Below are 26,110 nucleotides of genomic sequence, written 5' to 3' on the forward strand. Positions count from 1 at the left end.
GGCGCTTGTGGTTCCAATCGCTGACGCCCATTGCGCTGGCCAAATAGCTGAGGACACAGAAAGCTGACCAAGACAAAACCTGTGACACCATCTGGCTCACCATCGCCACTCAAGGAGTTTTGTCTTTGCTTGTCCTCTAAAGATGGCTATACTTCATCCGATAGCAACCTGAGTCACTGGTACTAAACCTAAGCCCAATTTGATTAGCTTAGATCATTGTTCTCGGGCCAAGAGCCATCGCCAGACTGCGAATCAAACCCATCGCTAGACCCGTCTAGGTCGTAGCGTAGATAGTCGAGTCTTTGCTTCTGGTGGCGGCGCGACGGGCGACGGTATTTTTTGGTCTGAAGCCTTGGCTCTTGGCATTGCTGTCCCTGCTCTCCCATTCTCAGCTTGAGGGGGGCGTCGGGATCACGCTGCTGTTGTTGGCTCTCCTGGTACTCCAGTGCTTCATTCAGCAAGGTGAGATAAAAGTCATAGCGAGGCCAGTCGGGATCTACAGCACAGCCCGGTGCGTCCCGGTGTAGACAATCGTTGAATTGGCAGACACCCTGAGCTAGGCGCGATCGAATTTCTGGAAAGCACTGACCCAAGGCTAGCGGGGTCAGTGCCACATCGGGCTGGTTAAAGCCAGGGGTATCCGCCAAAAAGCCGCCCCCTGGCAGCTCAAATAGCTCTACATGGCGAGTAGTGTGTCGGCCCCGCCCCAACTTGCCAGACACCGCGCCTGTCCTCAGGCTGGCCTGGGGAATGAGCCAGTTAATTAAACTTGATTTACCTACTCCAGAGGGCCCAGAGATGATGGTTGTGCGCCCCTGTAGCCAAGGGAGTAGCCCTTGCACGGTTTCATCTTCTTGAAGACTGATCATCGTGGCTGGGTAGCCCCAGGCGTCTAGCTGCTCCTGCCAGTAGCGGCGGGTGGCAGCGCTGACTAGGTCTTGCTTGTTGAGGCAGAGGTGAACGGGTACCCCCGTTGATTCGGCTTTGACTAAGAACCGCCCCATCTGCTGGGGGTCAAGGTCAGGCTCGGCGAGGGCAAAGACTAGCAAAATCTGGTCAGCATTGGCCACAGGTGGCCGATCTAGCACCGATCGGCGAGAACCGACTGCGGCGATCGCGCCCCGCCCATCGACCCAGTCGATCGCCTCTAACTGCACGCGATCGCCCACCATCACCTGCTGACCAGTTTTCCTTAAGCGCGCCCGGCGGGTACATAGCAAGATTTGACCCGCAGTCTCATCTCCAAGCAGGTTGCTGGTTGTATCTAATCTCACCCGATAGTAGTTGGCTTGTATAGCTACTACTAGACCCCAGGGGCCTGATCTCGACTCAGTAAGTACCGTATCATCAAGCTCAGAGGGTGCCATCACCTAACTAGGTCGGCGCACATAAACAACAAAATAATCAGCACAATCTTCTAAATGCTCTACCTTGTATCCTTCCATGGTGAGACTATCAGGTACCTGCTCAACAGGTTCCCCAGCATCAAGCCACACCTCTAGCAAAGCCCCAGGTGCCATTTTCTCGAGCCGGAGCTTGGTTCGCACAAAATTGATGGGGCAGGGCGTGCCCCGCAGATCTAAACGCTCATCAGCGGCTGTAGAGTAACTCATCCGCGAAACAGCCCCCCCAAGAAGCCCTCAATACCACCTCGGTTGACCTTCTCGCCCCGAATTTCTGCTAGTTTCTCAACTAGCTCTCGCTCCTCAGGCTTCAGACGCGTAGGGATGTCAACCTGAACGGTGATCAAGTGATCGCCGCGACTAACGGGATTGCCTAGCTTGGGCACACCACGATTGTCGAGGGTGAGAACAGTACCAGGCTGGGTGCCAGCGGGTACGTCGAGCTCTTCTGGGCCTTCAACGGTGTCAATAGTCAGCTTGCAGCCCAAAATTGCTTGAAGATAGCTAATCTTGAGATCAGAGAGAATATTGATGCCATCCCGCTTAAAGGAAGCATCTTCAGCGACAAACAGGTAGACATACAAATCTCCAGCAGGCCCACCCCGTAGCCCAGTATCCCCTTCATTCGACACCCGCAGCCGAGTACCGTTGTCGACGCCAGCCGGCACAGTAATTTTGAGTTTTTTAGTTTCCTGGTTCTGACCGCTGCCGCCGCACACGTCGCATCGATCTTCAATGACTTCGCCTGTGCCATTACAGGTCGGGCAGGCCGACACTTGGGTAAAGCTGCCAAAGGGAGTACGGGTAGCCCGGCGAACTTGGCCAGTACCGCTACAGGTGCCGCAGGTAGAAGGACGAGTACCTGGCTTAGCCCCGCTGCCTGTGCAGGTGCCACAGGTTTCCAAATGGCTAATCTTAATTTCTTTCTCGCCGCCAAACACCGCTTCTTTGAAGTCAAGCCTGAGGTCAAGGCGGAGATCATCGCCTCGGGTCGGCCCGCGTCGTCGAGTACCCTGGCCCGCGCCTCCCGCAAAACCGCTAAAGAAGCTCTCGAAGATATCGGCGAAGCCACCCATGTCACCCATGTCTTGGTAGCCGCCAGCACCAGCGCCCAACCCGGCTTCTCCAAAGCGATCATAGCGAGCTCGAACCTCGGGCTCAGAAAGCACTTCGTAGGCTCGGTTGATCTCTTTGAAGGTGTCTTCAGCCCCAGGATCTTTGTTGACATCGGGGTGGTATTTGCGGGCTAAGCGTCGGTAGGCTCGCTTAACATCGTCCTGATCGGCGTTGCGCGAAATACCGAGAATCTCATAGAAATCACGGGCCATAGGGGGCTACCTAGACAACTCCAGCAACAATCAAACATTAAACCATTCTAAAAGGAGTTCCCACTTTGGCTAGGTGGGAATACCCGCCCCCTTAGCCTTAATCTATGGCTTCGTAATCGGCAGTAACGGTGGCGTCTAACCCCATATCATCGTCATAATCAGGGTCATAGGTCTCGTCGTTCCCGGCTTCAACGTTGGCATAGGCCGCTGCCGGAACGCCCATATCCACTTCGGCTCCAGTGTCTACATCGCGGTAAACGTTGGTACCAACGGCAAAGATAGCCGCTTGCAGAGCATCAATACATCCCTGGAATGTAGCGACATCAATGCTGGGGTCGTGGGTAGCAGCCCGGAGCTGACTGACTTTCTCGTCTAAATCAGCCCGAGTTGCCTCATCTAGCAGGCTGCCATGATCGCGCAGGGTGGCTTCGTAGCTATAAAACAGGTTGTCAGCTCGATTAGTTAGTTCGGCCAGCTGTCGCCGTCGCCCGTCCTCATCGGCATAGGTTTCAGCCTCCAAGCGCATGCGATCGACTTCGCTGTCGGTCAGGCCGCCCGTGTTAGTAATGCAGATGCTCTGGGCCCGACCCGTACCTTTATCGAGGGCCGCTACTTTAAGAATACCGTCGGCGTCGATTTCAAAGGACACCTCAATTTGCGGTACTCCTCGCGGAGCAGGGGGAAGACCGGTCAGCTCAAACTTACCTAGGCTCTTGTTGTCCTTGGCCATGGCTCGCTCACCCTGGAGAACGTGAATTTCTACAGAGGTTTGGCCATCGGTGGCGGTCGAAAATACCTGAGACTTGCTAGTGGGAATAGTGGTGTTGCGCTCGATAATTTTGGTAAATACTTCTCCCAAGGTTTCGATCCCCAGGGAGAGGGGGGTGATGTCGAGCAGTAGTAGATCCTTGACTTCTCCCCCTAGTACGCCTGCTTGAATTGATGCCCCTAGGGCCACTGCTTCATCAGGGTTCACAGAGCGATCGGGAGCTTTGCCGTTGAAGTAGGCACTAACTGCCTGCTGCACAGCTGGGATGCGGGTAGAGCCGCCTACCAGCAAGATGCGATCGATCGCATCAGGGCTCAAATCGGCATCTTTAAGGGCCTGCTTAACCGGATCTAGGGTGGCCTGTACCAGTTCTGACGCGAATTGCTCGAACTGAGCGCGAGTCAGCGTCATTTCTAGGTGCTTTGGCCCAGACTCATCGGCGGTAATAAAGGGAAGGTTGATGGAAGTCGAAGGCATGCTCGACAACTCGACTTTGGCTTTTTCGGCGGCTTCGCGGATGCGCTGTAGCGCCATGCGATCGGCAGATAGATCAATACCTTCTTGCTCGCGAAAAGCAGCGGTCATCCATTCAACGATACAGTTGTCAAAGTCGTCACCGCCTAAATGGTTGTTGCCAGCGGTAGCTTTGACCTCAAAGACGCCATCGCCTAGCTGCAAAATAGACACATCGAAGGTACCGCCCCCCAGATCGAACACCAGCACAATCTGGTCTTGGTCTTGCTTATCAAGCCCGTAGGAAAGAGCGGCAGCGGTAGGCTCGTTGATGATGCGCAGAACTTCTAGCCCCGCAATGGTGCCAGCGTCTTTGGTTGCCTGGCGCTGTGCGTCGGTAAAGTAAGCCGGTACGGTAATGACAGCCTGAGTTACTTCGGTTCCCAAGTAAGTTTCGGCATCCTGCTTAAGCTTCTGCAAAATCATTGCAGAGATTTCCTGGGGTGTGAACGCCTTGCCCCGGATCTGCACGTCTACAGTGTTGTCACGACCGCTAACGCAGACGTAAGGTACGCGGCTGCGCTCCGCCTCGGTGTCTTCCCAGCGACGACCAATAAATCGTTTAATGCTGTAGACCGTATTCTCTGCGTTGGTGACCGCCTGGCGTTTGGCCAACTGGCCTACCAACCGCTCGCCGTTTTTGCCGAATCCAACAATGCTGGGTACCGTGCGGCCCCCTTCGGTGCTGGCAATTACAGCTGGTTTGCCGCCTTCGAGGACAGCGACACAACTGTTTGTTGTTCCTAGGTCAATGCCGATTACTTTACCCATAGCCCACGGTGCTCAACTTAATCGTTCGCGTTACCTTCGAAATTGGCTCAGGCCATAACGGTCGGAGCTAATTGTGATTAGGTTGCCCGCTTGCACCGCAGAAGTTATCGTCACTGCGGTAACTTTTGACGGCACTGCCCAGAGGCGGGGGCTTGGTAGAACCTAGAGCACAGTGATAAGCCTGCCCTGCTGCTTATTAGAATAAGCCAGCACACAGTTAATCGGTCAGTGGATTAGTCAGAGGCACCAGAACTCTCAATGTCTGGGTTTTGAGAGCCCTCCTCTGGGGGAGCCGCTACTTTTACCATAGCGTGGCGCAGCACCCGATCACCAAGCTGGTAGCCCCGCACAAACTCTTCAATCACTACCCCCTCAGCATGGTCGGCGGTTGGTTCGCGCATGACGGCCTCGTGCAGCAGCGGGTCAAACTCTTGCCCTTCTGCACGCATGGCTGAAACACCTAAGCGCTTTAGTGTTTCCACGAGCTGTTTGTAAACGCTTTGATAACTTTTGTGAATGGTCATCTCGGCTTCGGTCTGAGGCTTAATCTGCGATCGCGCCCGTTCAAAGTTGTCAACCACGGGCAGTAGCTCAATAACGGTGTCGCCCTTAATCTGAGTAGCTAACTCGTCTTTTTCTTTGCTAGTGCGTTTGCGGTAGTTCTCAAAGTCGGCTGCAATCCGCATCGATTGATTTGCCCGGTCTTCAAGCTGGGCTTTTAGCCCCGCCACTTGGCGCTCTAGATCGGCTACTAAAGCCGTATCAACACCACTTCCGTCAGAGGGCGGTGCTGTTTCAGCGGCTTCAACGGTTGCTGCTGCGGCTTCGACCACGTCATCAAAGTCAATATCCACAGCGTCTTCTTCAAGAATCTCTTCAATAGCTTCAGGGTCAGAAGCGGGATCGTGGGCAGTGTGATGAATGTCGTCAACCATGCTGATAGGTAACTCGGCGGGTGAATGCAATAACGTGCCTAGGCCCAAGTCTATCTCAGCGACTTGCCCTTGGCAGTGCTTCTAATTCTATCGTGGAATGTGGGTTTGACTGCCGTGGGGTTGAGGCTCTGCCTGACTCCCAAGAGTGACACGCCATGGCCCAGTCGTGGTGCAGATAAATTAGATAAGGGTATTATCGACACTACGGGGTCAATGCGGGTAGGGCTTGCGATCGCGCTAGCTTAGTGGGTACAGCCCCCCGTTTAGGGCATACTGCCTGCATAGATTGGGTTTAAGCCTGTTTTACACCAGCACTTTGGCATCAGCGCTATGACTAATTCCTCCTCACGGCGAGCTCTAGTACTTCAGCGGAGTTTTTCGCCCTTCGGCAACAAGCTCATTCAAGCGGGCTATGTTGACTCTGAGCAGATGCAGAAAGCCCTGGCAGAGAGCCGCAAAAGTGGGCAGTCGCTGACTGATGTGCTTGAGTCGCTCACCGGGCAGCAGCTCTCTCCCGAACTGCTGCGGCAGTACAAAAAACAGCAGCTTTTTGAGCTCAAAATTCTTTACGGGGTTGAATCCCTCGATCCCGAACTCAACGATATTTCTCCGGCGCAAATCGGGCAACTAATCGATACCCTGGTACCAGTGGATATCTGCCGTCGCCACCGCTTGGTGCCTCTTTCCAAGGATCAAGGTGAGACCCCTTCGGTGCTCGTTGCCATGGTCGACCCAGAGAATTTGGAAGCTCAGGACGACCTCAACCGTATCTTGCGGGCCCAAGGTCTCTCTCTTCGGCGCATGGTCATTACCGTCGAAGACTATCAGCGGCTAATGTCTACCTATCTAGACGATGCGGTAGCTAAGCAGAAGAAAGAAGAACTAGATGCAGCCGTTGACGTTAACACTAGCCTGGAAGAGCTCGATTTTGGCGCAGGCAGCTTAGAAGATGTTATCGACGAAGAGGCCGACCTGGGCATGGCCCTCAAGGATGCCGGTGCGGCTCCGGTCATTGCCCTAGTCAACAAAATCTTGGCCAAAGCTCTACAAGAAGGCGTTTCTGATATCCATGTTGAACCTCAAGAGGAGTATCTGAGGGTGCGCTTCCGTAAAGATGGGGTGCTCAAAGAAGCGCTGCCGAAGATGCCCAAGAAGATCATCCCAGCAGTTACCGCCCGCTTTAAAATCATTGCTGAGTTAGACATTGCCGAGCGCCGAGCACCTCAGGATGGTCGGATTCGGCGGGTGTTCCAGGGGCGCAAAGTTGACTTTCGAGTCAACACCCTACCCAGTCGCTGCGGCGAGAAGGTGGTGCTGCGAATTCTAGATAACTCAGCGACTCAGCTCGGTCTAGATAAGTTAATTACTGACCCCGATTCCCTGCGCATTGTGCAGGAGATGGCCTCTCGGCCCTTTGGCCTGCTGTTGGTGACTGGCCCGACCGGTTCGGGGAAGACCACGACTCTCTACTCGGTGTTATCAGAGCGTAACGACCCCGGTATCAATATCAGCACTGCCGAAGACCCAATCGAATACACGCTGCCTGGTTTAACCCAGGTGCAGGTGATTCGCGAAAAGGGCATGGATTTTGCGTCGATTCTACGCGCTTTTTTGCGCCAAGACCCCGATGTGATTCTGGTGGGTGAAACCCGCGATCGCGAAACGGCTAAGACGGCAATCGAAGCCGCTTTGACGGGGCACTTGGTGCTGACGACGCTGCACACCAATGACGCCGCTGGAGCGATCGCCCGTCTTGACGAAATGGGGGTAGAGTCATTCATGGTTTCTAGCGCCCTGATTGGGGTACTAGCTCAGCGTCTAGTGCGGCGAGTGTGCACAGACTGCCGCATTGCCTACAGCCCGACTCACGAAGATCTAGCTCACTTTGGTCTGAGTTCTGCCTCTGAATCAGATATCACCTTCTATCAGGCTAATACTCTTACTGTAGAAGAACTTGTGGCCGCTAAAGATAACAATACTCTGTGCCAAAGATGTCAAGGTGGTGGCTACAAGGGCAGAGTTGGAGTATACGAAGTGCTGCGCGTCACCGAGCGCCTGCAAAAGTTGATTTCTGAAGGTGCCCCGACTGAGTTAATCAAGGAGGCAGCGGTAGAAGAAGGTATGCAGACTCTACTTTCCTACAGCCTAGACCTAGTCCGCCAGGGATACACCACCCTAGATGAAGTGGAACGGGTAACCTTTACGGATACAGGCCTGGAGGCAGAACTGAAATCTAAGCGCAAGGCCTCGCTGACTTGTGCCAGTTGCGCCGCTGAGCTTCAGCAAGATTGGCTTGATTGTCCCTACTGTCTCACTCCCCGCTTTCACGATTAGCGGTTGTTGACAGCATTTTGTGCCCAAGTGGGCATCTTGTTAGCAACAACGGGTCTTACAGCACCAATTGTTTTATCGGCTTAGCCTAAGCTTTTCCAACGCTGGATTTTCTCGACGTTTCTCAACCCCCATGAGGTAGCCCTATGGAATTGATGATCGAAGACTTGATGGAAGAGGTGATTGAGCGGGGTGGCTCTGACCTGCACCTTTCCGCAGGTTTGCCCCCCTATATCCGCATTAGCGGCAAACTCACCCCCACCGAGCACGAGCCGATGACTGCCGAGTCGTGTCAGCGGCTGATCTTCAGCATGCTCAACAATACCCAGCGCAAACAGCTAGAGCAGACTTGGGAACTAGATTGCTCCTACGGCGTCAAGGGGCTGGCCCGCTTTCGGGTCAATGTCTACAAAGATCGAGGTACCTATGCAGCCTGTTTGCGAGCCCTGAGCTCCAAAATCCCGAGTATGGATACGTTGGGGTTACCCAACATTGTGCGGGAGCTGTCAGAGAAGCCTCGAGGCCTAATTCTGGTAACCGGACCCACGGGTTCTGGAAAATCGACCACTCTGGCCTCAATGATTAACAACATCAACCTCACGCGGCCTGAGCACATTCTCACCGTTGAGGATCCAATTGAGTTTGTCTATGAGCCCATCAAAAGCCTGATTCACCAGCGCCAGATTGGGGAAGATACCAAAAGTTTTGCCAATGCCCTGCGCGCTGCTCTGCGGGAAGATCCAGACGTAATTCTGGTGGGTGAGATGCGTGACCTCGAAACCATTTCCTTGGCCATTTCGGCCGCAGAAACAGGGCACCTCGTTTTTGGTACCCTGCACACTAGCTCAGCGGCCCAAACCGTTGACCGGATGATCGACGTATTTCCGCCGGAACAGCAGCAGCAGATTCGGGTGCAGTTGTCAGGCTCGCTAGTGGCGGTACTCAGCCAAACCCTGGTGCCCAAGGCCAATCCTAAACCCGGTGAGTTTGGCCGTATCATGGCTCAAGAAATTATGGTGATTACCCCAGCGATCGCCAACATGATCCGGGAAGGTAAAACCCCCCAAATCTACGGGGCCATCCAGACCGGAGGGAAGCTGGCCATGCAGACCCTAGAAAAGGTTTTGGCTGATCTCTACAAGGCGGGCACGATTTCCTTTGAGGCCGCCATGTCTAAGACCTCTCGCCCCGACGAGCTACAACGGCTGATTGGAGGAGCGCCAGCACCCAATGCTGCTGCCCGCCAAGGGGCAGCAGCCGGACGCCATTAAGCCTGGGCAAACGGCTCCATGTAACTAAATAGGGCGCTTAGGGAAAATTAAACTGAGTGCCCTAGTCTAGAGAGGGAGCATAGACTATCTATTCCTCTCACGGGTTTGGGGTTAAACCTAGGAGCAAAGTGACCATGCTGCTAGAGCAAGGCACGCACCACGCGAGTTCGGGTAGATTTAGCGGGTTCGGTCAGCTGAACCCGTCGCTATAATTGCAGTACTTTTAAGCCATTGAGCTATTAGCCATGCCTACCTACGTTGCCATTGGTCGCGACACCAACGGAGCCCAGCGCAAAGAGCGGATCGCCGCCGAGAATCCCAATGAGGCCCGCAATCGCCTGAAAGATCAGGGCCTCTACGTGATGGATATCAAGGAGGAATCCGGGTTCACTATTGACATGGAGAGCATTAAAACCTCCATGACCAAGGTGACGGTTAAGGACAAGGCGATCTTTTCCCGTCAGTTTGCTGCTCTCGTTAACGCTGGTGTTGCTCTGGTGCGAGGGTTAGGGGTACTGGCAGATGACTGCGCCAACCCTAAACTTAAGAAGGCACTGATGGCCATTAACGCTGACGTGCAGCAGGGCACCAACCTGTCTGATGCGATGCGTAAGCACCCCGCTTGCTTTGATAACCTTTACGTAGCACTGATCCAAGCGGGTGAGGTCGGTGGCGTACTCGATGAAGTGCTCAATCGTCTGGCTAAGCTACTGGAAGATTTAGCCCGGTTGCAGAACCAGATTAAGTCGGCCATGGCCTATCCAGTAACGGTAGGGTTCTTGGCGGTGATTATCTTTGTCGGTATGACGGTATTTTTGCTGCCGATCTTTGCCGATATGTTTGAAGACCTAGGGGCTGATCTGCCGGTCTTTACTCAGGTGATGATGATGATCAGCCGGTTTTTACGCCAACCCTTAAACTGGGTGTTCATGATAGCAGCGATATCGGCGTTGACATTTGCCTACCGTCGATATTACGCCACTTTAAACGGGCGACGGGTGATTGACCGTTTATCCCTCAAGATGCCTTTGTTTGGTGACCTGATCCAAAAAACGGCTACTGCGCGCTTTTGCCGCACCTTTGGTTCTCTGTCGAAATCTGGGGTACCGATTCTAACAGCGTTGGAAATTGTGCGGGACACGGCGGGTAATCAGGTGATTGCTGAGGCTGTAGACGAGGCCCGTAAAGATGTCCAGGGTGGAGGCATGATTAGCTTGGCACTCCAAAAGCACGCGGTGTTTCCCGGCATGGCGATTCAGATGATCAGCATTGGGGAAGAAACAGGGGAGTTAGACGCAATGCTGATGAAAGTGGCTGACTTCTATGAGGATGAGGTAGAACAGGCCGTAAAAGCTCTAACCAGCATCATGGAGCCGATCATGATTGTGGTGTTGGGTGGCATGGTAGGGTCAATTTTGATATCGATGTACTTGCCAATGTTCAAGATTATGGATGCGATTGGTTAAGGGTTAGCAGCCCTCTGGAGTCCAATCTGGGACAATTGCTCGCACCAATAGCCAAGGCATCTTTGCCTTGGCTATTGGTGCGTTTAACGGTCTAATCGAGCTAAGACAGTAGCCCTTTGCTGAGTCGCTGGATAGCTCTGTGGGCGACCTCGCCATAACTGACCTCACCGCAGAACACCTTCACCATGGTTAGAGTGCTGGAGGGACGTTTCACCCCAGCACGATAGGCTAAGGCCGGTGCACTGTAGACTAGGCGGGCTATGCGTCTGGCCCAACGCATCTCTTCACCCCATTCTGTGTTCATTACCTGGCTATAGGTTGTGAGGGCTCGATGCCCCTTCGAGACTGGGGGTTGATTGTCTTCTTTAAGAGCCTGGGCGATCGCCTCTGCAGCCTTGAGTCCGCTAAAGATGGAGGGGCGAATGCCCTCAGCCGTGAAGGGATCGACTACGCAGGCGGCTTCCCCTGCCAGCACGGCCCGGTGGGTATGCAGATCCTGAGGGCCATCCCAAATGAATATGGGGTGGCCAAAGTGTTGCACGGTGCTGGCGTCTACGCCAAAAGCAGCAGAATAGTCACTGACTGGGGTTCGCAGGTCTTGCTTGCGCTGAGCTCCGGAGCGAAATACACCTCCACCGATGGAGTAGCCATCGGCTTTGGGGAAGTTCCATAGGTAGCCCTGCTGCATGAGGCCTAGGTCAAAATGCACTACGGGCTCGCTGGGAACCTCCAGTCGAGGCTCAGCTTCTAGGGCTGCGGCCAGTTTGTATCGCCGTTGAGAAAAGCCCAGCCACTTGGCCATTGCCCCCCGCGCTCCGTCTGCTGCGATCAAAAAACGCCCTTGAACTGGCCCCTGAGTAGTGTTGACCTGCCAAAAATCTCCTTGATTTTCGATGCTTTGGGCCTTGGTGCCATCCCACAAGGTCGCCCCTTGTTTTTGGGCCTGCTGCACAATGAAGTGATCAAACTCGTCGCGTCGCACCATCCACAGGGCTTTTTCGGCGGGCAGTTCGGCCTCAATGGGGTCGGTCATGTTGAAGGTGTAGCGCACCTTGCGCACCTTAACAGAGATGGCGGGGGCAAAGTCAAAGTCAAACCACTGAGCTACCTGGGGCGAGACGCCGCCGCCACAGGGTTTGTAGCGAGGGAGCTTGGCGGCATCGAGTAGCAGTACTTGGTGTCCGGCTTTGCTGAGGTGGTAGGCGGCGGTGGCTCCGGCGGGGCCGGCACCAACAATGATGCAGTCGTACATGGTTTTAGATCCGTTGTGCCAGTCTGCTCTGGGCTAGGCCAGCCAGCAGGCTAGGGGGAACATCAGGTATTGCAGGAAAAATAGTTTCCAAATGAATTGGTAAAACTCGGGATAGGCTAGTTTTTTCTGAGCTGCGATGTTTTGACCGCTGTGGGAAACTCGAAGACTCATCCACCCTAGGAAAGCTAGCACCAGCAGGTGCGATCCGGCCAGAAAAAGCCGATTGACTTCGGTCAGCCAGGGGGCGACTAGCGCCATGCCCAGATAGCAGACAGTCAAAATACCCAGCGCCAGCTTAAACACGGTGCGCTGGCCCAGTTTTAAAGACAGAGTGCGAATGCCGTAGCGGCGATCGCCCTCAATGTCGGGAATATCCTTAAATAGTGCAATAGCAATGCTAAATAGCAGAACGAACGCCGTCAGCGCCCAAACTCGACCAGGAACGGTGAGAGGCAAATTGAGGCGATCGCTAAAGTGCAAAAACAATCCCAAATTTACAATGGTGCCCCGCACCGCCAAAATACACACTGAGGCCCAAAAAGGAAATCGTTTGAGCCGCGCCGGGGGCAGCGAATAGGCGGTGCCGATGATCAGGCTCAGGCCCACTGTCGCCAACAGCCAGGGACCGCCTACAACCGCCAAACCCATGGCTCCTAGGCCCGCTAAGCCAACAATCCAGCGGCCATCAGCAACGGAGAATTCTCCAGCGGCTAGGGGCAGGTGAGGCTTGTTGATGCGATCGATCGCAATATCTTCGAGCTGATTGAGTCCAACAATGTAGAGATTGCCCAGCAGGCAGGCCACCACGGCAGTCCCGACTACACTCAGCAGAAGCTTGAAGGGTAGAAGATTATCGAACTCTAAATCAGCCAAAACGATAGCGGCAACGCCCACTACGCTCAAGCTAGTACCAATGACTGTGTGAGGCCGCCAAAATTTCCAGAGAGCGTAGAGCCAGGGGCGGGGAGACTGGGTAAAGCGCAGCCGCTTCCCCTGGGGCATGGAGGAGTTTGGCGGGGCAGCGTTGGTCATAAATCAAGTTTTATCGCCAGGGGTTCAGTGTTCTAGCTTATCGGCTGATGGCCTATTTATTGGCCTACTTTAACTAGGCTGGGCTGATTTTTTAGTCTCGGGTGGGTTTTCCCCGCATCGCTTCAATATCCAGCCAGGTGACAATTACCCCAGCCACGGGCACCGCTAGAAAAAGTCCCAACACTCCAGCTACCGTAGCCCCAACAATCAACGCAAAAAACATGACTACGGGATTGATATCTAACGAGTCTTTCATGATGTAAGGCAGCAGCAAATTTTCTTCAATCTGTTCTACGGCAACGCAAACGACAACGGCTTGAAGGGCTAACCACACCCCTTGAGATAGCAGCAGCAAGGACACAATACTGATCCCTAGGGTAGCCCCAATGCCTGGAATCAAATTAAATAACCCGGCAATGACGGCGAGCAGCAGCGGAAAGGGCATGCCCAAAAAGGCAAAGACCGCAAAGGTGGAGGTAATAGAAAACGCGGCCAGCAGCAGGCGACCCCAGAAAAAACCCAGCAAATTGTGCTGAATGACGGTATTGAAGCGCCTTTTGTTGCGAATGGGCAGGTGGTTGAGCAACCACCACCAAATTTTGGCCCCATCCAGCATCATAAACAGGGTCACAACCGCAATTAGGATGGCGAGAACCAGGTTGGCTAGGGTTGATTGCAGGAGCCCTAGCCCCGTTGTGAGGATAGTGACGGCCTGGTTCTGCAGCTGAGGCTCTAAACCCTGCAAATCGACGGGCAGATTTAGCGTCTCCAAGAGATCTTCGGCACTGCTGAGCCAGGGGGCGACCGAGTCAGAAAAATTTTGTATGCTGGCGGAAAGCTGCTGCCCCTGGGATAACACCGCCATGCCTAGGGTGAGGGAAAGGCCAACAATAATGGCTAAGCACGTGAGAAATACGGCGATCGCCGCTACCCCGCGCGGTAGCCACCGGCTGAGCCAGGTGACCGGATGGTTGAGCAAAAACGCCAGAATCGTAGCAGTGACAAACACCACTATCAGCACTTCAAAGTAGGCCAGTAGCTGAATGGTGGCCCAGCCGCTGGCAAACAACAGCAAGAATCGCACTAGAGTGCTGGTGCCCAAAGCGGCCCAGATACTATCTTTGCTCCGAGGCGACGCTCCCGGGGCAGTTTCTTCCTGGGCTTCCTCAGTTTTCATGGACTGGGGCTTCTTGCACGAGCACGAAGGGTTGCACAATCAACGATTGGAACTGCTTTTTAGCGGCTTGATCCCACACTTCTAGCTGCAAGGGCGAGGGTTTGGTGATTAGCGCTTCGGCAATCCAATGGTTGACAGCAGCGGTATTGTCGGTGGCGATCGCCATGCCCACCTCGACTAAATCTAGCTGTGGGTCAACTACCACCACTGCCCCCCGATTGGCGTGGGGGCTGATCCAGGCCCAGTCGGCGGGGGCAAGCATATCGGTGAGTTCTTGTTTGAGGTCTTGGGACATGGGCTTGCCGGGTGCGATCGCGGGTTTGTTACAGGCTACCAGATGGGGCGGGATGGGGGTGGAGGGGTGGGGAGTGGAGGGGTAGGTGAGGAGATTAGCGGCCAAGGTCGTGGAGGCGGTGAATCTCGGCGGCGCACTGAGCGGTGACTACCTCTAACCCTTCGCGGGCCGTGGAGGGGGGTGGGGCGATGGGCGCGCCAATGCGGATGGTGAGGGGAGCGGGGCGGGGTATCGACGAACCCTTGGTGAAAATGCGCTGGGTGCCCCAGAGGCTGACGGGCAGCAGCGGTACCTGAGCCTTGGCCGCAATCAGCGCCGCGCCGATTTTGGGTTCAGGAATGCGGCCATCGGGCGTGCGAGTGCCCTGGAGAAAAATGCCCACCGCCCAGCCCTGCTCCAACTGCTTGAGGGCTTCGCGAATGGCACTGCGATCGGCGCTGCCCCGCTTCACGGGGTAGGCCCCGTAGAGGCGAATGGCCTGACTGAGCACCGGCACCTTAAACAGCTCTTCTTTGGCCATGTAGGAGACGGGGCGGCGCACGGCAGCAGAGAGCAGCGGTGGGTCAAAATCGCTGGCGTGGTTGGCGACCACCACCAACCCGCCAGTTTGGGGCACCTGATCTGTGCTGTAGACCCGGCCCCGAAAATAGAGGCCCAGCATCGGGCTCACCACCGACCATTTGAACAGGTGGTACCACAGCAGGTTAACGGGGGGTTCGCGATCGCGGCTCATCTCGGGCCTATTCTGTAAAACCATCAAAGTCCCTTTGCCTAGGAAATTAGGACTGTCGCGTGGGGCTCAGCCTGCACTGGCAACCTGCTCTAGATTACCTACGTTGACCAGCGCGAGTTCTTTGCAGGTGCGCTTGGTCAACCCGGTGAGCACATTCCCTGGCCCCACTTCGACTACTGTGTCAATGCCTATTTCTGGCAACGCCAAAGTAATCTCGCGCCAGCGCACAGAGCTTGTCATCTGCTGGATTAGCCGCTGCTTCAACACCGAGCCGTCAGTGGAGGGGGTAGGGTCTACGTTGGAGAGCACCGGCACTTGAGCAGTGGCGAAGGGGATTGGTTCTAAAACTTCCTGAAATGTTGCGGCGGCATCAGCCATCAGCGGCGAGTGGAAAGCCCCGCTGACATTGAGCTTCACAGCCCGCTTGGCTTTCACACCTTCCATCACCGTGGTGACGGCCTCCGGCGTGCCTGAGATCACTACCTGACCAGGATTGTTGTCGTTGGCGAGCACCACGCCTGGGGTGGCCTCAATCTTGGCAGCTAGCTCATCGGCATCAAAGCCCAGCAGGGCAGCCATCATGCCGTCAGAGGCTTGAGCCATCAGCTCGGCACGACGCTGCACCAGGGTCAGCCCGGCGGCAAAGTCAAAGACGCCAGCGGCGTAGAGGGCAACGTATTCTCCCAGGCTGTGGCCAGCTACAACCGCTGGCTGGTGTCCCTGCTCTTTGAGTAAATCAACCAGAATACTTTCGATGACGTACAGACAGGGCTGGGTATAAAGGGTGTTCGAAACCTTGTCGGCAGCATCTTGAACCACATCGAGCACCGACCAGCCCAGGATGGCCTCAGCTTCGGCAAAGCGCGCTTGGGCTGGGGCCACGGTGGCCAGGTCTGTCCCCATGCCGATCGCCTGGGAACCTTGCCCAGGAAATACCCATGCTGCGTTTGTCATGCCTCTACCTTCCCGACTTGTGTGGCGATCGCGGCCAGCCCCAATACCTGCCTTGTCCCATCCCTAGATTCAGGGCTGACCTACAAAGTTATTAGCGCTGCCAGAACTACACAAGATACTGTCTCACAAAATGCTCACTGAAACCGCCGTGGGAAGGAGAGCGAGGGTGAGGGGAAACCTAAGTCGACTATCTGACTTGGCAACAGCAGCTGGCCCAATTGCCTAGCCCCACCGGATGATGGCAGAGCCCCAGGTCAGCCCCGCCCCAAAACCAGCAGTAGCAATCACATCTTCAGCTTTTATTTTCCCGGCCCGCACGGCTTCGTCGAGGGCAATAGGGATAGAGGCGGCGGAGGTGTTGCCGTGACGGGCCATGTTGCTGACTACGCGCTCAGCGGGTACGTCTAGGCGCTCGGCTACCGCGTCAAGAATGCGCTGGTTGGCCTGGTGGAGCACCAGCCAGTTAATATCGGCGGTGGTGAGGTTGGCGCGGAAGAGAGCTTTTTCGATCACTTCGGGGACGCGGTTGACGGCGAACTTATAGACTTCGCGTCCATTCATGGTGATGGGGGCGAAGGTGCCTTTCTGAACGGTGATGTCTCCAACCAGAACCTCGGATTCAGGTTGGTAAGCCAGGTTCAGGCAGTGATTTAAGGAGCCATCACTGCACAACTCAAAGCCAAGCAGGCGATCGCGCTCAGCCGCCTGTAGCACCACGGCCCCGGCCCCGTCGCCAAATAGCACACAGGTAGTGCGATCGTCCCAGTCCGTCCAGCGAGAGAGCACGTCGGCCCCGATCACTACCACGTTCTTAAATACTCCGGTGCGAATGTATTGCGCCGCTGTAACCAGGGCAAACACAAACCCTGAGCAGGCGGCAGTGAGGTCAAAGGCCACGGCGCGAGTTGCTCCTAGGGCCACCTGTACCCGGCAGGCACTACCAAAGAGGTCGTCAGGGGTAGAGGTTGCCAACACGATTAGATCGACCTCTTCGGCGGCTACCTCAGCCATCGCTAGCGCATTACGAGCAGCCTCAGTTGCTAAGGAGGCAAGCGACTCGTCTGGAGCCGCAATGTGGCGCTGGCGGATGCCCGTACGGGCCGCAATCCACTCGTCAGAGGTATCGACACGCTGGCTGAGGTCATCGTTGCTGAGCGGTATGGTTAGGCGTGCCGAACCGCTGCCCACCAGTGACACACCGGGCATAAACTGTTCCACGGGTTATTCTCCGTCTGCTGCGGGTATAGCCACCCGCTGGTACTGGGCCTGAATGCGGTCTTGAACGCGGTTGTCGACCGCTTCTTTGGCTAACCGAATGGCGTTAAACACCGAGGGTGCCTGGGAGCTGCCGTGGCTAATCACCGTCACCCCAGCTACACCCAGCAGTAGGCCACCGCCATGCTCGGCGTGATCGACTCGCTGCTTAATGCGCCGCAGATTGGGCTTGAGAATTGAGGCTCCAATCTTGCCGCGCACGCCTTGGGGCAGCTCTTCCCGCAAGATTTGCAGCACCGACTCACCCACCGCTTCGGCAAACTTGAGCAGCACGTTGCCCACGAAACCGTCGCAGACCACCACATCAAACTGGCCCGAGAGAATGTCGCGCCCCTCAGCGTTGCCCGCGAAGGGAATGTTGGGATTTTCTTCCAGCAGTTGGTGAGCCTTTAAGGCCGCGTCGTTGCCTTTGCTGGGCTCTTCGCCAATATTGATTAGCCCCACGCGAGGGTTATCGACCCCCAACACGTAGCGAGAATAGATGGTGCCCATGATGGCGAACTGTTCTAGATACTTGGGGCGGCAGTCTACATTGGCCCCCACATCTAAAATCAGCACCGACTTGTTGGCGACCACGGTGGGAAACACAGCCCCGATCGCCGGTCGGTCAATACCCTTCAGCCGTCCCAAACGCAGCAGGGCGGCAGCCATCGCTGCCCCCGAGTGCCCCGCAGACACTACTGCGTCGGCCTCATTGCGCTTGACCAAGTCCATCGCCACGTTGATAGAGGCTTGAGGCTTTTTGCGCAGGGCGCTGAGTGGCTCTTCGTGCATTTCGATGCTGCCCTCGGCGGGCACTAGCTCAATGCCCACCAGTTGCTCCGGACTAGCCGTAGATGCCTTGATCTGATCGATATCACCGACCAGGACAACATCGACATCTAGCTCGGCCTTGGCGCGAATGGCACCTGCAACGATCTCACCTGGGGCAAAATCTCCCCCCATGGCATCAATAGCAATGCGTGCCCGGTTAAAACCCATCTGCTAAATCTGTTAAAAACCTGAGGAAATTCTAGCAGACTACCCTACCGACTATTCTTCGCCGGGTTCCACTATGCGCTGAAACAGGTAGCCGGTACCTCGAGCAGTGAGAATCAGCTCTGGGTTGCTAGGGTCGTCTTCGAGCTTAGCCCGCAGGCGAGAAATGTGTACATCGACCACGCGGGTATCGACGTGACGTTCAGGGGTGTAGCCCCATACTTCCTGCAAAATCTCGGAGCGCGAGAAGGGCTCGCCAGAGCGGCTGACCAGCAGCTCTAGCAGGCTAAACTCCATGCCGGTCAGGCGAATGCGCTCGTCGCCCTTGTATACTTGGCGCTTGTTGGTGTCGATGCGAATGGTATTGACGGAGATGACGCCAGAGCTGGGGATGCCGGTCATGCCGGTTTTATCGACCCGGCGCAGCACGGAGCGAATGCGGGCTTCGAGTTCTTTGGGAGAGAAGGGTTTGACGACGTAGTCATCAGCCCCAAGCTCTAGGCCGGTGATGCGATCGGCCACATCGCCCAGAGCGGTGAGCATAATAATAGGAATGTCAGACTCTTTGCGGAGCTCTTGGCAGACGCCGTAGCCGTCGAGCTTGGGCATCATCACATCGAGCACCACCAGGTCAGGAGCGGCGTTGCGAAAGGTTTCTAGGGCTTCTTCGCCATCGGCGGCGGTGACGACGTCATAGCCGATCATCGATAGGCGAGTTTCGAGAATTCGCCGAATGCTGGCCTCGTCGTCGACCACTAGAATTTTTTCTTTGTTGTTTTCCAAGGCTTTCAAGGCTCCCTACATAACGTCATATTCTATAAACAATCGCAACGTTTAATGATTAACTTTTGAAAGCTAATTAGTCGATTGAGCGAAACAGCCCTAGGCACCGCTAAAGCAGTCCCCTAAAACGCTGCCGGAGCAGGACTTACGACGTTTGATTTGATTATCCTATGTGTATTGATTCATGCCGCATGCATGGAACATCTGTGCTTCAGGCTTTTTTAAGGTTTATTGCACAGTAGCGGCCATTGGTTTAGAGCCAAGTATCGCCCCGAGTAATCGGCGGGGCAGGGGTAGTGATGGCTAAATCTCGTTCAATTTTTGTCTGCAACGAATGCGGTGCTGAGTCGCCCCAGTACTTTGGCCGCTGCCCCGTGTGCAACAGCTGGAATGCATTGGTGGAGCAGGCTCAGCCCGCTAAGGAGACGACCGCTCGGGCCTCTGCGTTAGGGCGCAGTCGGGGTGGGTCGACAACGGCTAAGGTCAGTCAGCCGCGCTTGGCCATGACCCTAAACCAGATTCAAGACCATCCCCAGGCGCGGCTGCCTTCGGGCTATGGGGAACTCGACCGAGTGCTGGGCGGCGGTATTGTGCCGGGGTCACTGGTGCTGCTGGGGGGTGATCCCGGCATTGGCAAATCTACCCTGCTGCTCCAGGTGGCAAACCAGCTCGCGTCGCGGCAGCGGGTGCTGTATGTGTGCGCGGAGGAGTCGGGCCAGCAGGTGAAGCTGCGGTGGCAGCGCTTGGGGCCGGTGGAGAAGGTGGAGAGTGATGGAGTAGGGGGTGATAGGGTAAAAGCAAAAGGCAAAGGGCAAAGGGCAAAAAAAGAAGCGGTAGAAGATCTAGAGGTTTATGAGACTTCTGGCATGGAGGCGGTGGATAGCCAGCTGTTTTTGCTGCCAGAAATTGACCTAGAGACCATCTTGATGGAGCTGGAGTCGCTGAAGCCGACGGTGGCGATTATCGACAGTATTCAGGCGTTGTACTATGCGGCGCTGACGTCGGCACCGGGGTCGGTATCGCAGGTGCGGGAATGTACGTCGGCGCTGATGCAGCTGGCGAAGCGGGCGAATATTTCGCTATTTATTGTGGGTCACGTGACCAAGGAGGGGGCGATCGCAGGCCCCAAAGTCCTTGAACACCTTGTAGATACGGTGCTGTACTTTGAGGGCGATCGCTTTGCCAGCCATCGACTACTGCGATCGGTGAAAAACCGCTTCGGGGCCACCCACGAGTTGGGCGTGTTTGAAATGGTCGATCGCGGCCTGGCGGAGATTAGCAATCCTTCAGCCCTTTTCCTCGGCAACCGCGATGAGCAGGTGCCGGGCATTGCCACGATTGTGGCCTGCGAGGGCACAAGACCCCTGGTGGTGGAGCTGCAATCGCTAGTTAGCCCCACTAGCTACAGCTCGCCGCGCCGTTCCACGACGGGTGTGGAGTACAACCGGCTGCTGCAAATTTTGGCGGTGCTGGAGAAGCGGGTGGGGATTCCTCTATCTAAGCTCGATGCCTATGTGGCATCGTCCGGCGGGCTAGCGGTGGGGGAACCGGCGGCGGATCTGGGCATCGCGATTTCGGTGGTGGCTAGCTTTCGCGATCGCCTCGTCGATCCAGAACTCGTTCTCATTGGCGAAGTGGGCCTAGGTGGCCAAGTGCGCCCCATCTCTCAGCTAGAGCTGCGGCTAAAGGAGGCGGCGAAGCTGGGCTTCAAGCGGGCGATCGTGCCCAAGGGGCAGTCCGTAAAAGTAGACGGGCTGGAGATTGTGGAGGTGTCGCGGGTGGTGGATGCGATCGCCCATGCTTTGAAGGGAAGTGGGTGAGGAGGATGCCTATCCAACTATGGACGTGGCGACGGTGCCGAGAAGACTAAAATAATGTAAAGAACCTTAAATATCGCTCCTGGAGGTGCGCCATGACCCCTACCGTCGAAATTTACACCTGGAGAAGCTGCCCCTTCTGCATTCGCGCTAAGCGATTGCTCGACCAAAAAGGGATTGAATACACCGAATATGCCATTGACGGTGATGAGGCGGCTCGCAGCAAAATGTCTGAGCGGGCAAACGGGCGGCGATCGCTCCCCCAGATCTTCATCAACGATCACCATGTGGGCGGCTGCGACGACCTCTTTGCCCTGGATGCTAAGGGCGGCGTAGAACCTCTCCTGAGCGGCTCCCCTGCTTAGCAAAACTGCTGGCAGACAAAGAACCTGCGAATTCTCCTGCGGTCAGATAGCCCCTTTAGATAGCTCACCCACGCCCCTAGAGTTTATCCATGACGAAAGCCCCAGATTTCAAAAAGGAATCTGGGGCTTCTGGTTGGTGTGCAACTCACATAAGGGCTAGCTGTGAACAGTGGCTTCAGAAGCCTGCTGAGCTTTTTGCCCGTTTTGGTGGCCGTTTTGGTTGGGTTTGCGGGGCTGAATCAACCCGTAGCCACCGTGGTTGCGCTCGTAGATCACGTTGATTTCTTCGGTTTCTGCGTTGAGAAACATATAGAAATCGTGGTCAATGACCGAGAGTTGCTCCAGTGCCTCTGTCACAGACATGGGCGACATCGCAAAGTACTTGGTGCGAATCACCTCTTCAGGCAGCTGAGGCTCACTGGTGTTGAGCACGTGGGTGACATCGGTCAGGGGCGCTTCGTTGAGGTAGGCCTCGGTGGTTTTGCCTAAACTGCCCTGCATGCGGGTATTGCGCTTTTCTTTGAACTTGCGCAGCTGGCGGCTAATTTTATCGGCTACCAAGTCGATGCTGGCGTAGAGATTTTCGCTGCTTTCTTCGGCTCTAACAACGGCTCCGTCTACGAATAGGGTAACTTCGGCGGCCTGGTTGGCCCCAATTCTGGGGTTTTTAGCTACGGACAGATGAACGTCAACCTCGTTGGTCAGGTGTTTGAAGTGGCTCACCGCCTTGAGGATTTTTTGCTCTACATGCTCCCGAATCGCGTCTGTGATCTCAATATTTCTGCCATGGATTACCAACTTCATAAAGCGGACTCCTTGATACGTCGGCTTGGTTTCACCCTAACACCTTGTATTCTGCACAACAGCGTCCGTTAGAATCCTTTGCATGGGTTGATAATTCTTGATTGCAAAACCCAGAAAAATGGGCTATTTCCGCTGATTTTACGCTTGACAGGAATGAATCAAAACCTCGGGGAATCAATGCCCCGTTGCGATATTTACGAGCTGGGGGTGATGCCCTTTGCCGCAGCTTGGACGTTGCAAAAGACCTTAGTACAGCGCCACCGGGAGCATCCCCAGCCCGAACGCCTGCTCTTGGTCGAGCATCCTGGTGTCTATACCTTGGGCCAGGGGTCAACCCTAGATCACCTCAGGCTCCCAGCCAAAGAATTGCCTTATCCTCTATTTCGCACTGAGCGGGGGGGCGAGGTCACCCACCACTGCCCCGGTCAGCTAGTGGGCTACCCCATTCTCAACCTGAAGCGGCACCAGCCCGATCTGCACTGGTACCTGCGCCAGCTAGAGGAGGTGCTGATTCAAACCCTGGCGCAGTTTGGCGTGAGCGCCGAGCGGCAGGCCGGGCTAACCGGCGTGTGGGTAGGCAACACCAAGCTGGCGGCGATCGGCATTAAGGTGAGCCGCTGGGTGACGATGCACGGCTTTGCGCTCAATGTATGCCCTGATTTAGAAGGGTTTCAGGCGATCGTGCCCTGCGGCATTGCCGACAAATCGGTGGGCAGCCTGGCCCAGTTTTGCCCAGGCATTACGGTGGAGTCAGTGCGACCTGTCGTGATCACTCGCTTTGCTCAGGTGTTTGGGGTTAAGCCCGTCATACAGAATGTCGCCCAACTGGGCCTTTGAGCCCTTTGACCGCGCAGATGCTGCACCGTCCCCAGCGCTTGAGTTCCCCCGTGGGGCAGTGGCACTGACACTGGGGGCAGAGGGGTTGCTGGGCAGCTAGCTGTTGGGTGAGGCCTGCCCAGCGCTCAAAGCTCTCTGCGGCTGTCTCGGGTCGCTGGGGCGATCGCGGGATGGCTCGCGGCTCATAGCTAGGGTGCTGTCGCAGCCATTCAGGCAGTTCTGCGGCGGCTGGGGCCGTAGTAGTTTTGCCAGCCTTATTCTGCCGATACCAATCGCCGCTCGAAAAGCGAATGTCGCTGAGGTTGAGATGGAGGCGATCGTTGAGCTTGGCCAGAATGCGCAGGCGCTCTAGGGTCAGGGTTTGGGCCCACATGGGGTTGACCACCGCCACATGCAGCACGTCTTGATCGAGCCGCACTGGGGCAGCCTGGCGAGCAACGCCTTCCCCCACTACCGCAGCCCAACCGTTGAGCACGTGGCGAAACTGGCCCCGGCTGCGCCAGCGAGGCTGCTGCTCAAACTGGTGAATGACGTTGTGGATAGAGTCGAGGGGCATGGGTGAAGGTTGTACCGTAGTTCAGGGGGATGACCGTCGAATTTTCATGGAGAAAAGCGTCTATCTCGTCACCTGTTCGCTCTACCCAGAATGGATTTAGCTTAGCTTGGCCTGACCGGATTGCTCCCGTTGCAGCGTAGGAGGTTCGGCAATTTTGGGAAACACAGATTACCCTAAACTAGGGCCTTTCGCTTTGGGGCCAGCTCTTGATCGCCGCGCAAACTCACTCCCAGACCCATGGCTTCCATTCTTGACCCGCCCATTTTGACCAAAGTCGCCAAAATGAAGGAGCGGGTCTGCTGGCAGCACCCACTTTTAATGCAGCGCCGCATCGATCAAACCCGGCTGATGTTGGAAGATGGCCGCAGCGACGATCGAGAATTTTCGTTCTTGGTGATTGGCGATAGCGGCTCTGGCCCCCACCCCGACCATCACCCCCAGCGGCGCATTGCCGAGCAAATGCTGCCCCACCTGCCAGATTGCCGTTTTTTGCTGCACACGGGCGATGTGGTGTATCAGGTAGGCTCTAGCGAGCAGTATCCAGAAAATTTCATCAAGCCCTATCGGGAATGGCTGGTGGGGGGCGATCGCCCCGATCGCATTGCCTTTAACGATATGGTGTTCCAGTTTCCGTTTTTGGCGGTGCCGGGCAACCACGACTATTACAACTTGCCTCGGCTCTACAGCATTTTGGTGCAGTTGAGCCGACCCGTGCGCAAGCTGCTGGGGCTGAACCTCAACCCCAACGTGGGCTGGCACGGTTCTGGCATCGGCGACGCCTATGCCCGCGCTTTTTTAGATTACTTAAGAACGCTGTCGGATGAAGAGCTAGCCGCTCACCTCGATCGCCACTACGGCCCCTGGGGCGAGAACACCCTGGGGCTGCGCTACCAGCCGGGGCAGTTTACCCGCTTGCCCAATCGCTACTACACCTTTCGCTACGGCGGCATCGACTTTTTTGCCCTCGACAGCAGCACCTTTAACGACCCGGCTCTGTCGCCCCAGCGGGCTTCAAATGCGGCCTATCGAGGTCGGCTGCTGGCCCAGCGAGAGGCGATTCAGCGCCAGCAGCAGCAGGTGCGCGACGAAGCCATGCACCTGCAACGCACCGATCCCCACGCCCAGGAGCGCCTAGACGACCTACAGGCCAAGATCGAGCAAATGGAGGAAATGCTGCTCGACATTGAAAAGCAGGTGCACCCTCGGCCCACCACGCTGGTCGATACTGAGCAGTTGCTGTGGCTGCGGGACGGGCTGATTGCCTCCTGGCAGGATAAGGCGGTGCGGGGGCGCGTGCTGTTCTTTCACCACCCGCCCTACGTGACGGAAAACACCAAATGGGGTCAGGGGCAGACGATGGCTATTCGCCAAAACCTGCGCTGGGTGCTCGATCAGGTGGCAGCGGCGGTGCCCGAAATTAGCCCCGATCGCCCCCCGGTTAACCTGGTGCTCAACGGCCACGCCCACTGTTTTGAATATCTCAAGACCGAAGCCACGGGCTACGCCGACAGTCACATGAACTATTTAGTCTGCGGCGGCAGCGGTTTGAGCCTGCGGCGACAACGACCGGAAGGCACCATGCTCTATGAACCCTTGGGGGCTGACCCCGATGGACAAACGGAGTTTAAGCTGGTGGCAAAATCACAGCTATACATGGGCCTCGTGGGCCACAAAGCCGAGCGACGGCGGCCTTACTCTTTTGTGCGCATTGATGTCACCCAGGATGAAGTGCCCAAATTTATTGTGACGCCCCACATTTCGGAGCGATCGCACCAGACCTGGGAAGACTATGCCCTTGATCCGCTGGTGCTGGAGTAGATGAGCCGATGGAGCGTTGGCAGGCGATTCTGCGGTTTTGGTTTGGCGACCCAGAGAATCCGGGTAGTGAATATGGCCAGCAACGCCGAGTCTGGTTTAAGAAAGACCCGGCGTTTGACGACACCATTCGGCAGCGGTTTTTGCCTGACTATGAGCAGGCCGCAGCCGGTGCTCTGGCGACGTGGCGGCAGGAACCGCGATCGTGCCTTGCCCTGGTGATTTTGCTCGATCAGTTTCCGCGCAATCTGTTTCGGGGCGAGGCGCGCAGTTTTGCCAGCGATCGCGCTGCCCGAGACACTGCCAACTATGCCCTGGCCCAGGGCTACGACCAGCAGGTGTTGCCGGTGGAGCGCATCTTCTTTTACCTACCGCTAGAGCACAGCGAAAATCTGGCCGATCAGGAGCGCTCGGTGAAATTGGTGCGATCGCTCCACGCCGCCCACCCTGAGTTTGAATCTTGCCTTGACTACGCCCTGCGCCATCGGGACATCATTCAACGGTTTGGGCGATTCCCCCACCGCAACGAGATCCTGGGGCGAGAGGCAACTCCGGCAGAGGCGGAGTTTTTGCAGCAGCCAGGGTCGAGATTCTGAGAAGTTTTAAGTTTTAAGTTTTGAGTTTTGAATTAGCGAACTCAAAACTTAAAA

24 protein-coding genes are annotated in these 26,110 nt (G+C 55.9%); 8 read left to right on the forward strand and 16 right to left on the reverse strand.

The window, feature by feature from the left end; all coding sequences use genetic code 11:
- Positions 1-203: 203 nt before the first annotated feature.
- From rsgA to grpE, 5 genes are all read right to left on the reverse strand, one after another.
- On the reverse strand, positions 204-1,367 hold the full coding sequence (gene rsgA / locus H6G07_RS03155) for a small ribosomal subunit biogenesis GTPase RsgA (RefSeq protein WP_073606471.1): 1,164 nt from the start codon (positions 1,365-1,367) through the stop codon (positions 204-206).
- 3 nt (positions 1,368-1,370) lie between these two features.
- Positions 1,371-1,613 carry a sulfurtransferase TusA family protein gene (locus H6G07_RS03160; protein ID WP_073606470.1) on the reverse strand — a complete coding sequence of 81 codons (243 nt, stop codon included), beginning with the start codon at positions 1,611-1,613 and terminating at the stop codon, positions 1,371-1,373.
- Positions 1,610-2,731 (reverse strand): molecular chaperone DnaJ, encoded by a 1,122-nt coding sequence (dnaJ, locus tag H6G07_RS03165; RefSeq protein ID WP_073606469.1) that lies wholly within the window; start codon positions 2,729-2,731, stop codon positions 1,610-1,612. Before dnaJ ends, H6G07_RS03160 begins: the two co-directional genes overlap by 4 nt.
- A gap of 97 nt (positions 2,732-2,828) precedes the next feature.
- The gene (gene dnaK, locus H6G07_RS03170; protein WP_073606468.1) at positions 2,829-4,784 is read right to left on the reverse strand and encodes a molecular chaperone DnaK; all 1,956 of its coding nucleotides are present in this window, start codon (positions 4,782-4,784) and stop codon (positions 2,829-2,831) included.
- A 233-nt stretch (positions 4,785-5,017) separates the two neighbouring features.
- Positions 5,018-5,719, reverse strand: coding sequence for a nucleotide exchange factor GrpE (gene grpE, locus H6G07_RS03175; RefSeq protein WP_073606467.1), 702 nt, complete (start codon positions 5,717-5,719; stop codon positions 5,018-5,020).
- Positions 5,720-6,049: 330 nt separating this feature from the next.
- On the opposite strand from grpE, the gene H6G07_RS03180 reads away from it, so the two are divergent.
- The 3 genes from H6G07_RS03180 (at position 6,050) to H6G07_RS03190 (ending at position 10,787) form a co-directional block, all read left to right on the forward strand.
- Positions 6,050-8,053: a GspE/PulE family protein gene (locus H6G07_RS03180; RefSeq protein WP_073606466.1), complete on the forward strand. Its 2,004-nt coding sequence runs from the start codon at positions 6,050-6,052 to the stop codon at positions 8,051-8,053.
- A 143-nt stretch (positions 8,054-8,196) separates the two neighbouring features.
- Entirely contained in the window at positions 8,197-9,321 is a 1,125-nt protein-coding gene (locus H6G07_RS03185; protein WP_073606465.1) for a type IV pilus twitching motility protein PilT, read from the forward strand.
- A 245-nt stretch (positions 9,322-9,566) separates the two neighbouring features.
- Positions 9,567-10,787, forward strand: coding sequence for a type II secretion system F family protein (locus H6G07_RS03190; RefSeq protein ID WP_073606464.1), 1,221 nt, complete (start codon positions 9,567-9,569; stop codon positions 10,785-10,787).
- A gap of 100 nt (positions 10,788-10,887) precedes the next feature.
- Here the strand turns inward: H6G07_RS03190 and H6G07_RS03195 are convergent, their stop codons facing one another.
- The 9 genes from H6G07_RS03195 to rpaB all read right to left on the reverse strand — a co-directional run bounded on the left by H6G07_RS03195 (position 10,888) and on the right by rpaB (position 19,266).
- On the reverse strand, positions 10,888-12,039 hold the full coding sequence (locus H6G07_RS03195; protein ID WP_073606463.1) for a geranylgeranyl reductase family protein: 1,152 nt from the start codon (positions 12,037-12,039) through the stop codon (positions 10,888-10,890).
- A gap of 33 nt (positions 12,040-12,072) precedes the next feature.
- Complete coding sequence (locus tag H6G07_RS03200) at positions 12,073-13,071, reverse strand: homogentisate phytyltransferase (RefSeq protein ID WP_084172814.1); 999 nt, start codon at positions 13,069-13,071, stop codon at positions 12,073-12,075.
- A 91-nt stretch (positions 13,072-13,162) separates the two neighbouring features.
- Positions 13,163-14,248, reverse strand: a complete 1,086-nt coding sequence (locus tag H6G07_RS03205; RefSeq protein WP_084172813.1) for an AI-2E family transporter — start codon at positions 14,246-14,248, stop codon at positions 13,163-13,165.
- Positions 14,238-14,648, reverse strand: a complete 411-nt coding sequence (locus H6G07_RS03210) for a DUF2288 domain-containing protein (RefSeq protein ID WP_338420669.1) — start codon at positions 14,646-14,648, stop codon at positions 14,238-14,240. The genes H6G07_RS03205 and H6G07_RS03210 overlap by 11 nt, the downstream gene beginning before the upstream one ends.
- Positions 14,638-15,276, reverse strand: a complete 639-nt coding sequence (locus H6G07_RS03215) for a lysophospholipid acyltransferase family protein (protein ID WP_073606461.1) — start codon at positions 15,274-15,276, stop codon at positions 14,638-14,640. Before H6G07_RS03215 ends, H6G07_RS03210 begins: the two co-directional genes overlap by 11 nt.
- Positions 15,277-15,342: 66 nt before the next feature.
- On the reverse strand, positions 15,343-16,230 hold the full coding sequence (gene fabD / locus H6G07_RS03220; protein WP_073606460.1) for an ACP S-malonyltransferase: 888 nt from the start codon (positions 16,228-16,230) through the stop codon (positions 15,343-15,345).
- 222 nt (positions 16,231-16,452) lie between these two features.
- Positions 16,453-17,436 carry a beta-ketoacyl-ACP synthase III gene (locus tag H6G07_RS03225; protein WP_073606459.1) on the reverse strand — a complete coding sequence of 328 codons (984 nt, stop codon included), beginning with the start codon at positions 17,434-17,436 and terminating at the stop codon, positions 16,453-16,455.
- 15 nt (positions 17,437-17,451) lie between these two features.
- Positions 17,452-18,486, reverse strand: coding sequence for a phosphate acyltransferase PlsX (gene plsX, locus H6G07_RS03230; RefSeq protein ID WP_073606458.1), 1,035 nt, complete (start codon positions 18,484-18,486; stop codon positions 17,452-17,454).
- A 51-nt stretch (positions 18,487-18,537) separates the two neighbouring features.
- A complete protein-coding gene (gene rpaB / locus H6G07_RS03235) occupies positions 18,538-19,266 on the reverse strand; it encodes a response regulator transcription factor RpaB (RefSeq protein ID WP_026072530.1) in 729 nt (242 codons plus the stop codon).
- 299 nt (positions 19,267-19,565) lie between these two features.
- On the opposite strand from rpaB, the gene radA reads away from it, so the two are divergent.
- A complete protein-coding gene (radA, locus tag H6G07_RS03240; RefSeq protein ID WP_073606457.1) occupies positions 19,566-21,086 on the forward strand; it encodes a DNA repair protein RadA in 1,521 nt (506 codons plus the stop codon).
- A 92-nt stretch (positions 21,087-21,178) separates the two neighbouring features.
- On the forward strand, positions 21,179-21,448 hold the full coding sequence (gene grxC / locus H6G07_RS03245) for a glutaredoxin 3 (RefSeq protein ID WP_073606456.1): 270 nt from the start codon (positions 21,179-21,181) through the stop codon (positions 21,446-21,448).
- 156 nt (positions 21,449-21,604) lie between these two features.
- On the opposite strand, the gene hpf is transcribed toward grxC, so the two are convergent.
- Positions 21,605-22,252 carry a ribosome hibernation-promoting factor, HPF/YfiA family gene (gene hpf, locus H6G07_RS03250; protein WP_073606455.1) on the reverse strand — a complete coding sequence of 216 codons (648 nt, stop codon included), beginning with the start codon at positions 22,250-22,252 and terminating at the stop codon, positions 21,605-21,607.
- Positions 22,253-22,429: 177 nt separating this feature from the next.
- Here hpf and lipB point away from each other — a divergent pair, with 177 nt between their 5' ends.
- Complete coding sequence (lipB, locus tag H6G07_RS03255; protein ID WP_199311852.1) at positions 22,430-23,089, forward strand: lipoyl(octanoyl) transferase LipB; 660 nt, start codon at positions 22,430-22,432, stop codon at positions 23,087-23,089.
- Here lipB and H6G07_RS03260 read toward each other — a convergent pair.
- Positions 23,058-23,645, reverse strand: coding sequence for a DciA family protein (locus tag H6G07_RS03260; protein ID WP_073606453.1), 588 nt, complete (start codon positions 23,643-23,645; stop codon positions 23,058-23,060). The genes lipB and H6G07_RS03260 overlap by 32 nt on opposite strands.
- Positions 23,646-23,882: 237 nt before the next feature.
- Between H6G07_RS03260 and H6G07_RS03265 the strand changes: the two genes are divergently transcribed.
- Together H6G07_RS03265 and H6G07_RS03270 are read left to right on the forward strand one after the other, a co-directional pair.
- Complete coding sequence (locus H6G07_RS03265) at positions 23,883-25,463, forward strand: metallophosphoesterase (RefSeq protein WP_073606452.1); 1,581 nt, start codon at positions 23,883-23,885, stop codon at positions 25,461-25,463.
- Positions 25,464-25,471: 8 nt separating this feature from the next.
- A complete protein-coding gene (locus H6G07_RS03270) occupies positions 25,472-26,056 on the forward strand; it encodes a DUF924 family protein (RefSeq protein WP_073606451.1) in 585 nt (194 codons plus the stop codon).
- Positions 26,057-26,110 lie beyond the last annotated feature (54 nt).

This window comes from Phormidium tenue FACHB-1052 (genome assembly GCF_014696675.1).
Taxonomy (GTDB): domain Bacteria; phylum Cyanobacteriota; class Cyanobacteriia; order Phormidesmidales; family Phormidesmidaceae; genus Nodosilinea; species Nodosilinea tenuis_A.

Coding starts and splice junctions, on each gene's coding strand:
- rsgA (WP_073606471.1), bottom strand. CDS start 1,367: ATGGCACCCTCTGAGCTTGATGATACGGTACTTACTGAGTCGAGATCA.
- H6G07_RS03160 (WP_073606470.1), bottom strand. CDS start 1,613: ATGAGTTACTCTACAGCCGCTGATGAGCGTTTAGATCTGCGGGGCACG.
- dnaJ (WP_073606469.1), bottom strand. CDS start 2,731: ATGGCCCGTGATTTCTATGAGATTCTCGGTATTTCGCGCAACGCCGAT.
- dnaK (WP_073606468.1), bottom strand. CDS start 4,784: ATGGGTAAAGTAATCGGCATTGACCTAGGAACAACAAACAGTTGTGTC.
- grpE (WP_073606467.1), bottom strand. CDS start 5,719: ATGGTTGACGACATTCATCACACTGCCCACGATCCCGCTTCTGACCCT.
- H6G07_RS03180 (WP_073606466.1), top strand. CDS start 6,050: ATGACTAATTCCTCCTCACGGCGAGCTCTAGTACTTCAGCGGAGTTTT.
- H6G07_RS03185 (WP_073606465.1), top strand. CDS start 8,197: ATGGAATTGATGATCGAAGACTTGATGGAAGAGGTGATTGAGCGGGGT.
- H6G07_RS03190 (WP_073606464.1), top strand. CDS start 9,567: ATGCCTACCTACGTTGCCATTGGTCGCGACACCAACGGAGCCCAGCGC.
- H6G07_RS03195 (WP_073606463.1), bottom strand. CDS start 12,039: ATGTACGACTGCATCATTGTTGGTGCCGGCCCCGCCGGAGCCACCGCC.
- H6G07_RS03200 (WP_084172814.1), bottom strand. CDS start 13,071: ATGACCAACGCTGCCCCGCCAAACTCCTCCATGCCCCAGGGGAAGCGG.
- H6G07_RS03205 (WP_084172813.1), bottom strand. CDS start 14,248: ATGAAAACTGAGGAAGCCCAGGAAGAAACTGCCCCGGGAGCGTCGCCT.
- H6G07_RS03215 (WP_073606461.1), bottom strand. CDS start 15,276: ATGAGCCGCGATCGCGAACCCCCCGTTAACCTGCTGTGGTACCACCTG.
- fabD (WP_073606460.1), bottom strand. CDS start 16,230: ATGACAAACGCAGCATGGGTATTTCCTGGGCAAGGTTCCCAGGCGATC.
- H6G07_RS03225 (WP_073606459.1), bottom strand. CDS start 17,436: ATGCCCGGTGTGTCACTGGTGGGCAGCGGTTCGGCACGCCTAACCATA.
- plsX (WP_073606458.1), bottom strand. CDS start 18,486: ATGGGTTTTAACCGGGCACGCATTGCTATTGATGCCATGGGGGGAGAT.
- radA (WP_073606457.1), top strand. CDS start 19,566: ATGGCTAAATCTCGTTCAATTTTTGTCTGCAACGAATGCGGTGCTGAG.
- grxC (WP_073606456.1), top strand. CDS start 21,179: ATGACCCCTACCGTCGAAATTTACACCTGGAGAAGCTGCCCCTTCTGC.
- hpf (WP_073606455.1), bottom strand. CDS start 22,252: ATGAAGTTGGTAATCCATGGCAGAAATATTGAGATCACAGACGCGATT.
- lipB (WP_199311852.1), top strand. CDS start 22,430: ATGCCCCGTTGCGATATTTACGAGCTGGGGGTGATGCCCTTTGCCGCA.
- H6G07_RS03260 (WP_073606453.1), bottom strand. CDS start 23,645: ATGCCCCTCGACTCTATCCACAACGTCATTCACCAGTTTGAGCAGCAG.
- H6G07_RS03265 (WP_073606452.1), top strand. CDS start 23,883: ATGGCTTCCATTCTTGACCCGCCCATTTTGACCAAAGTCGCCAAAATG.
- H6G07_RS03270 (WP_073606451.1), top strand. CDS start 25,472: ATGGAGCGTTGGCAGGCGATTCTGCGGTTTTGGTTTGGCGACCCAGAG.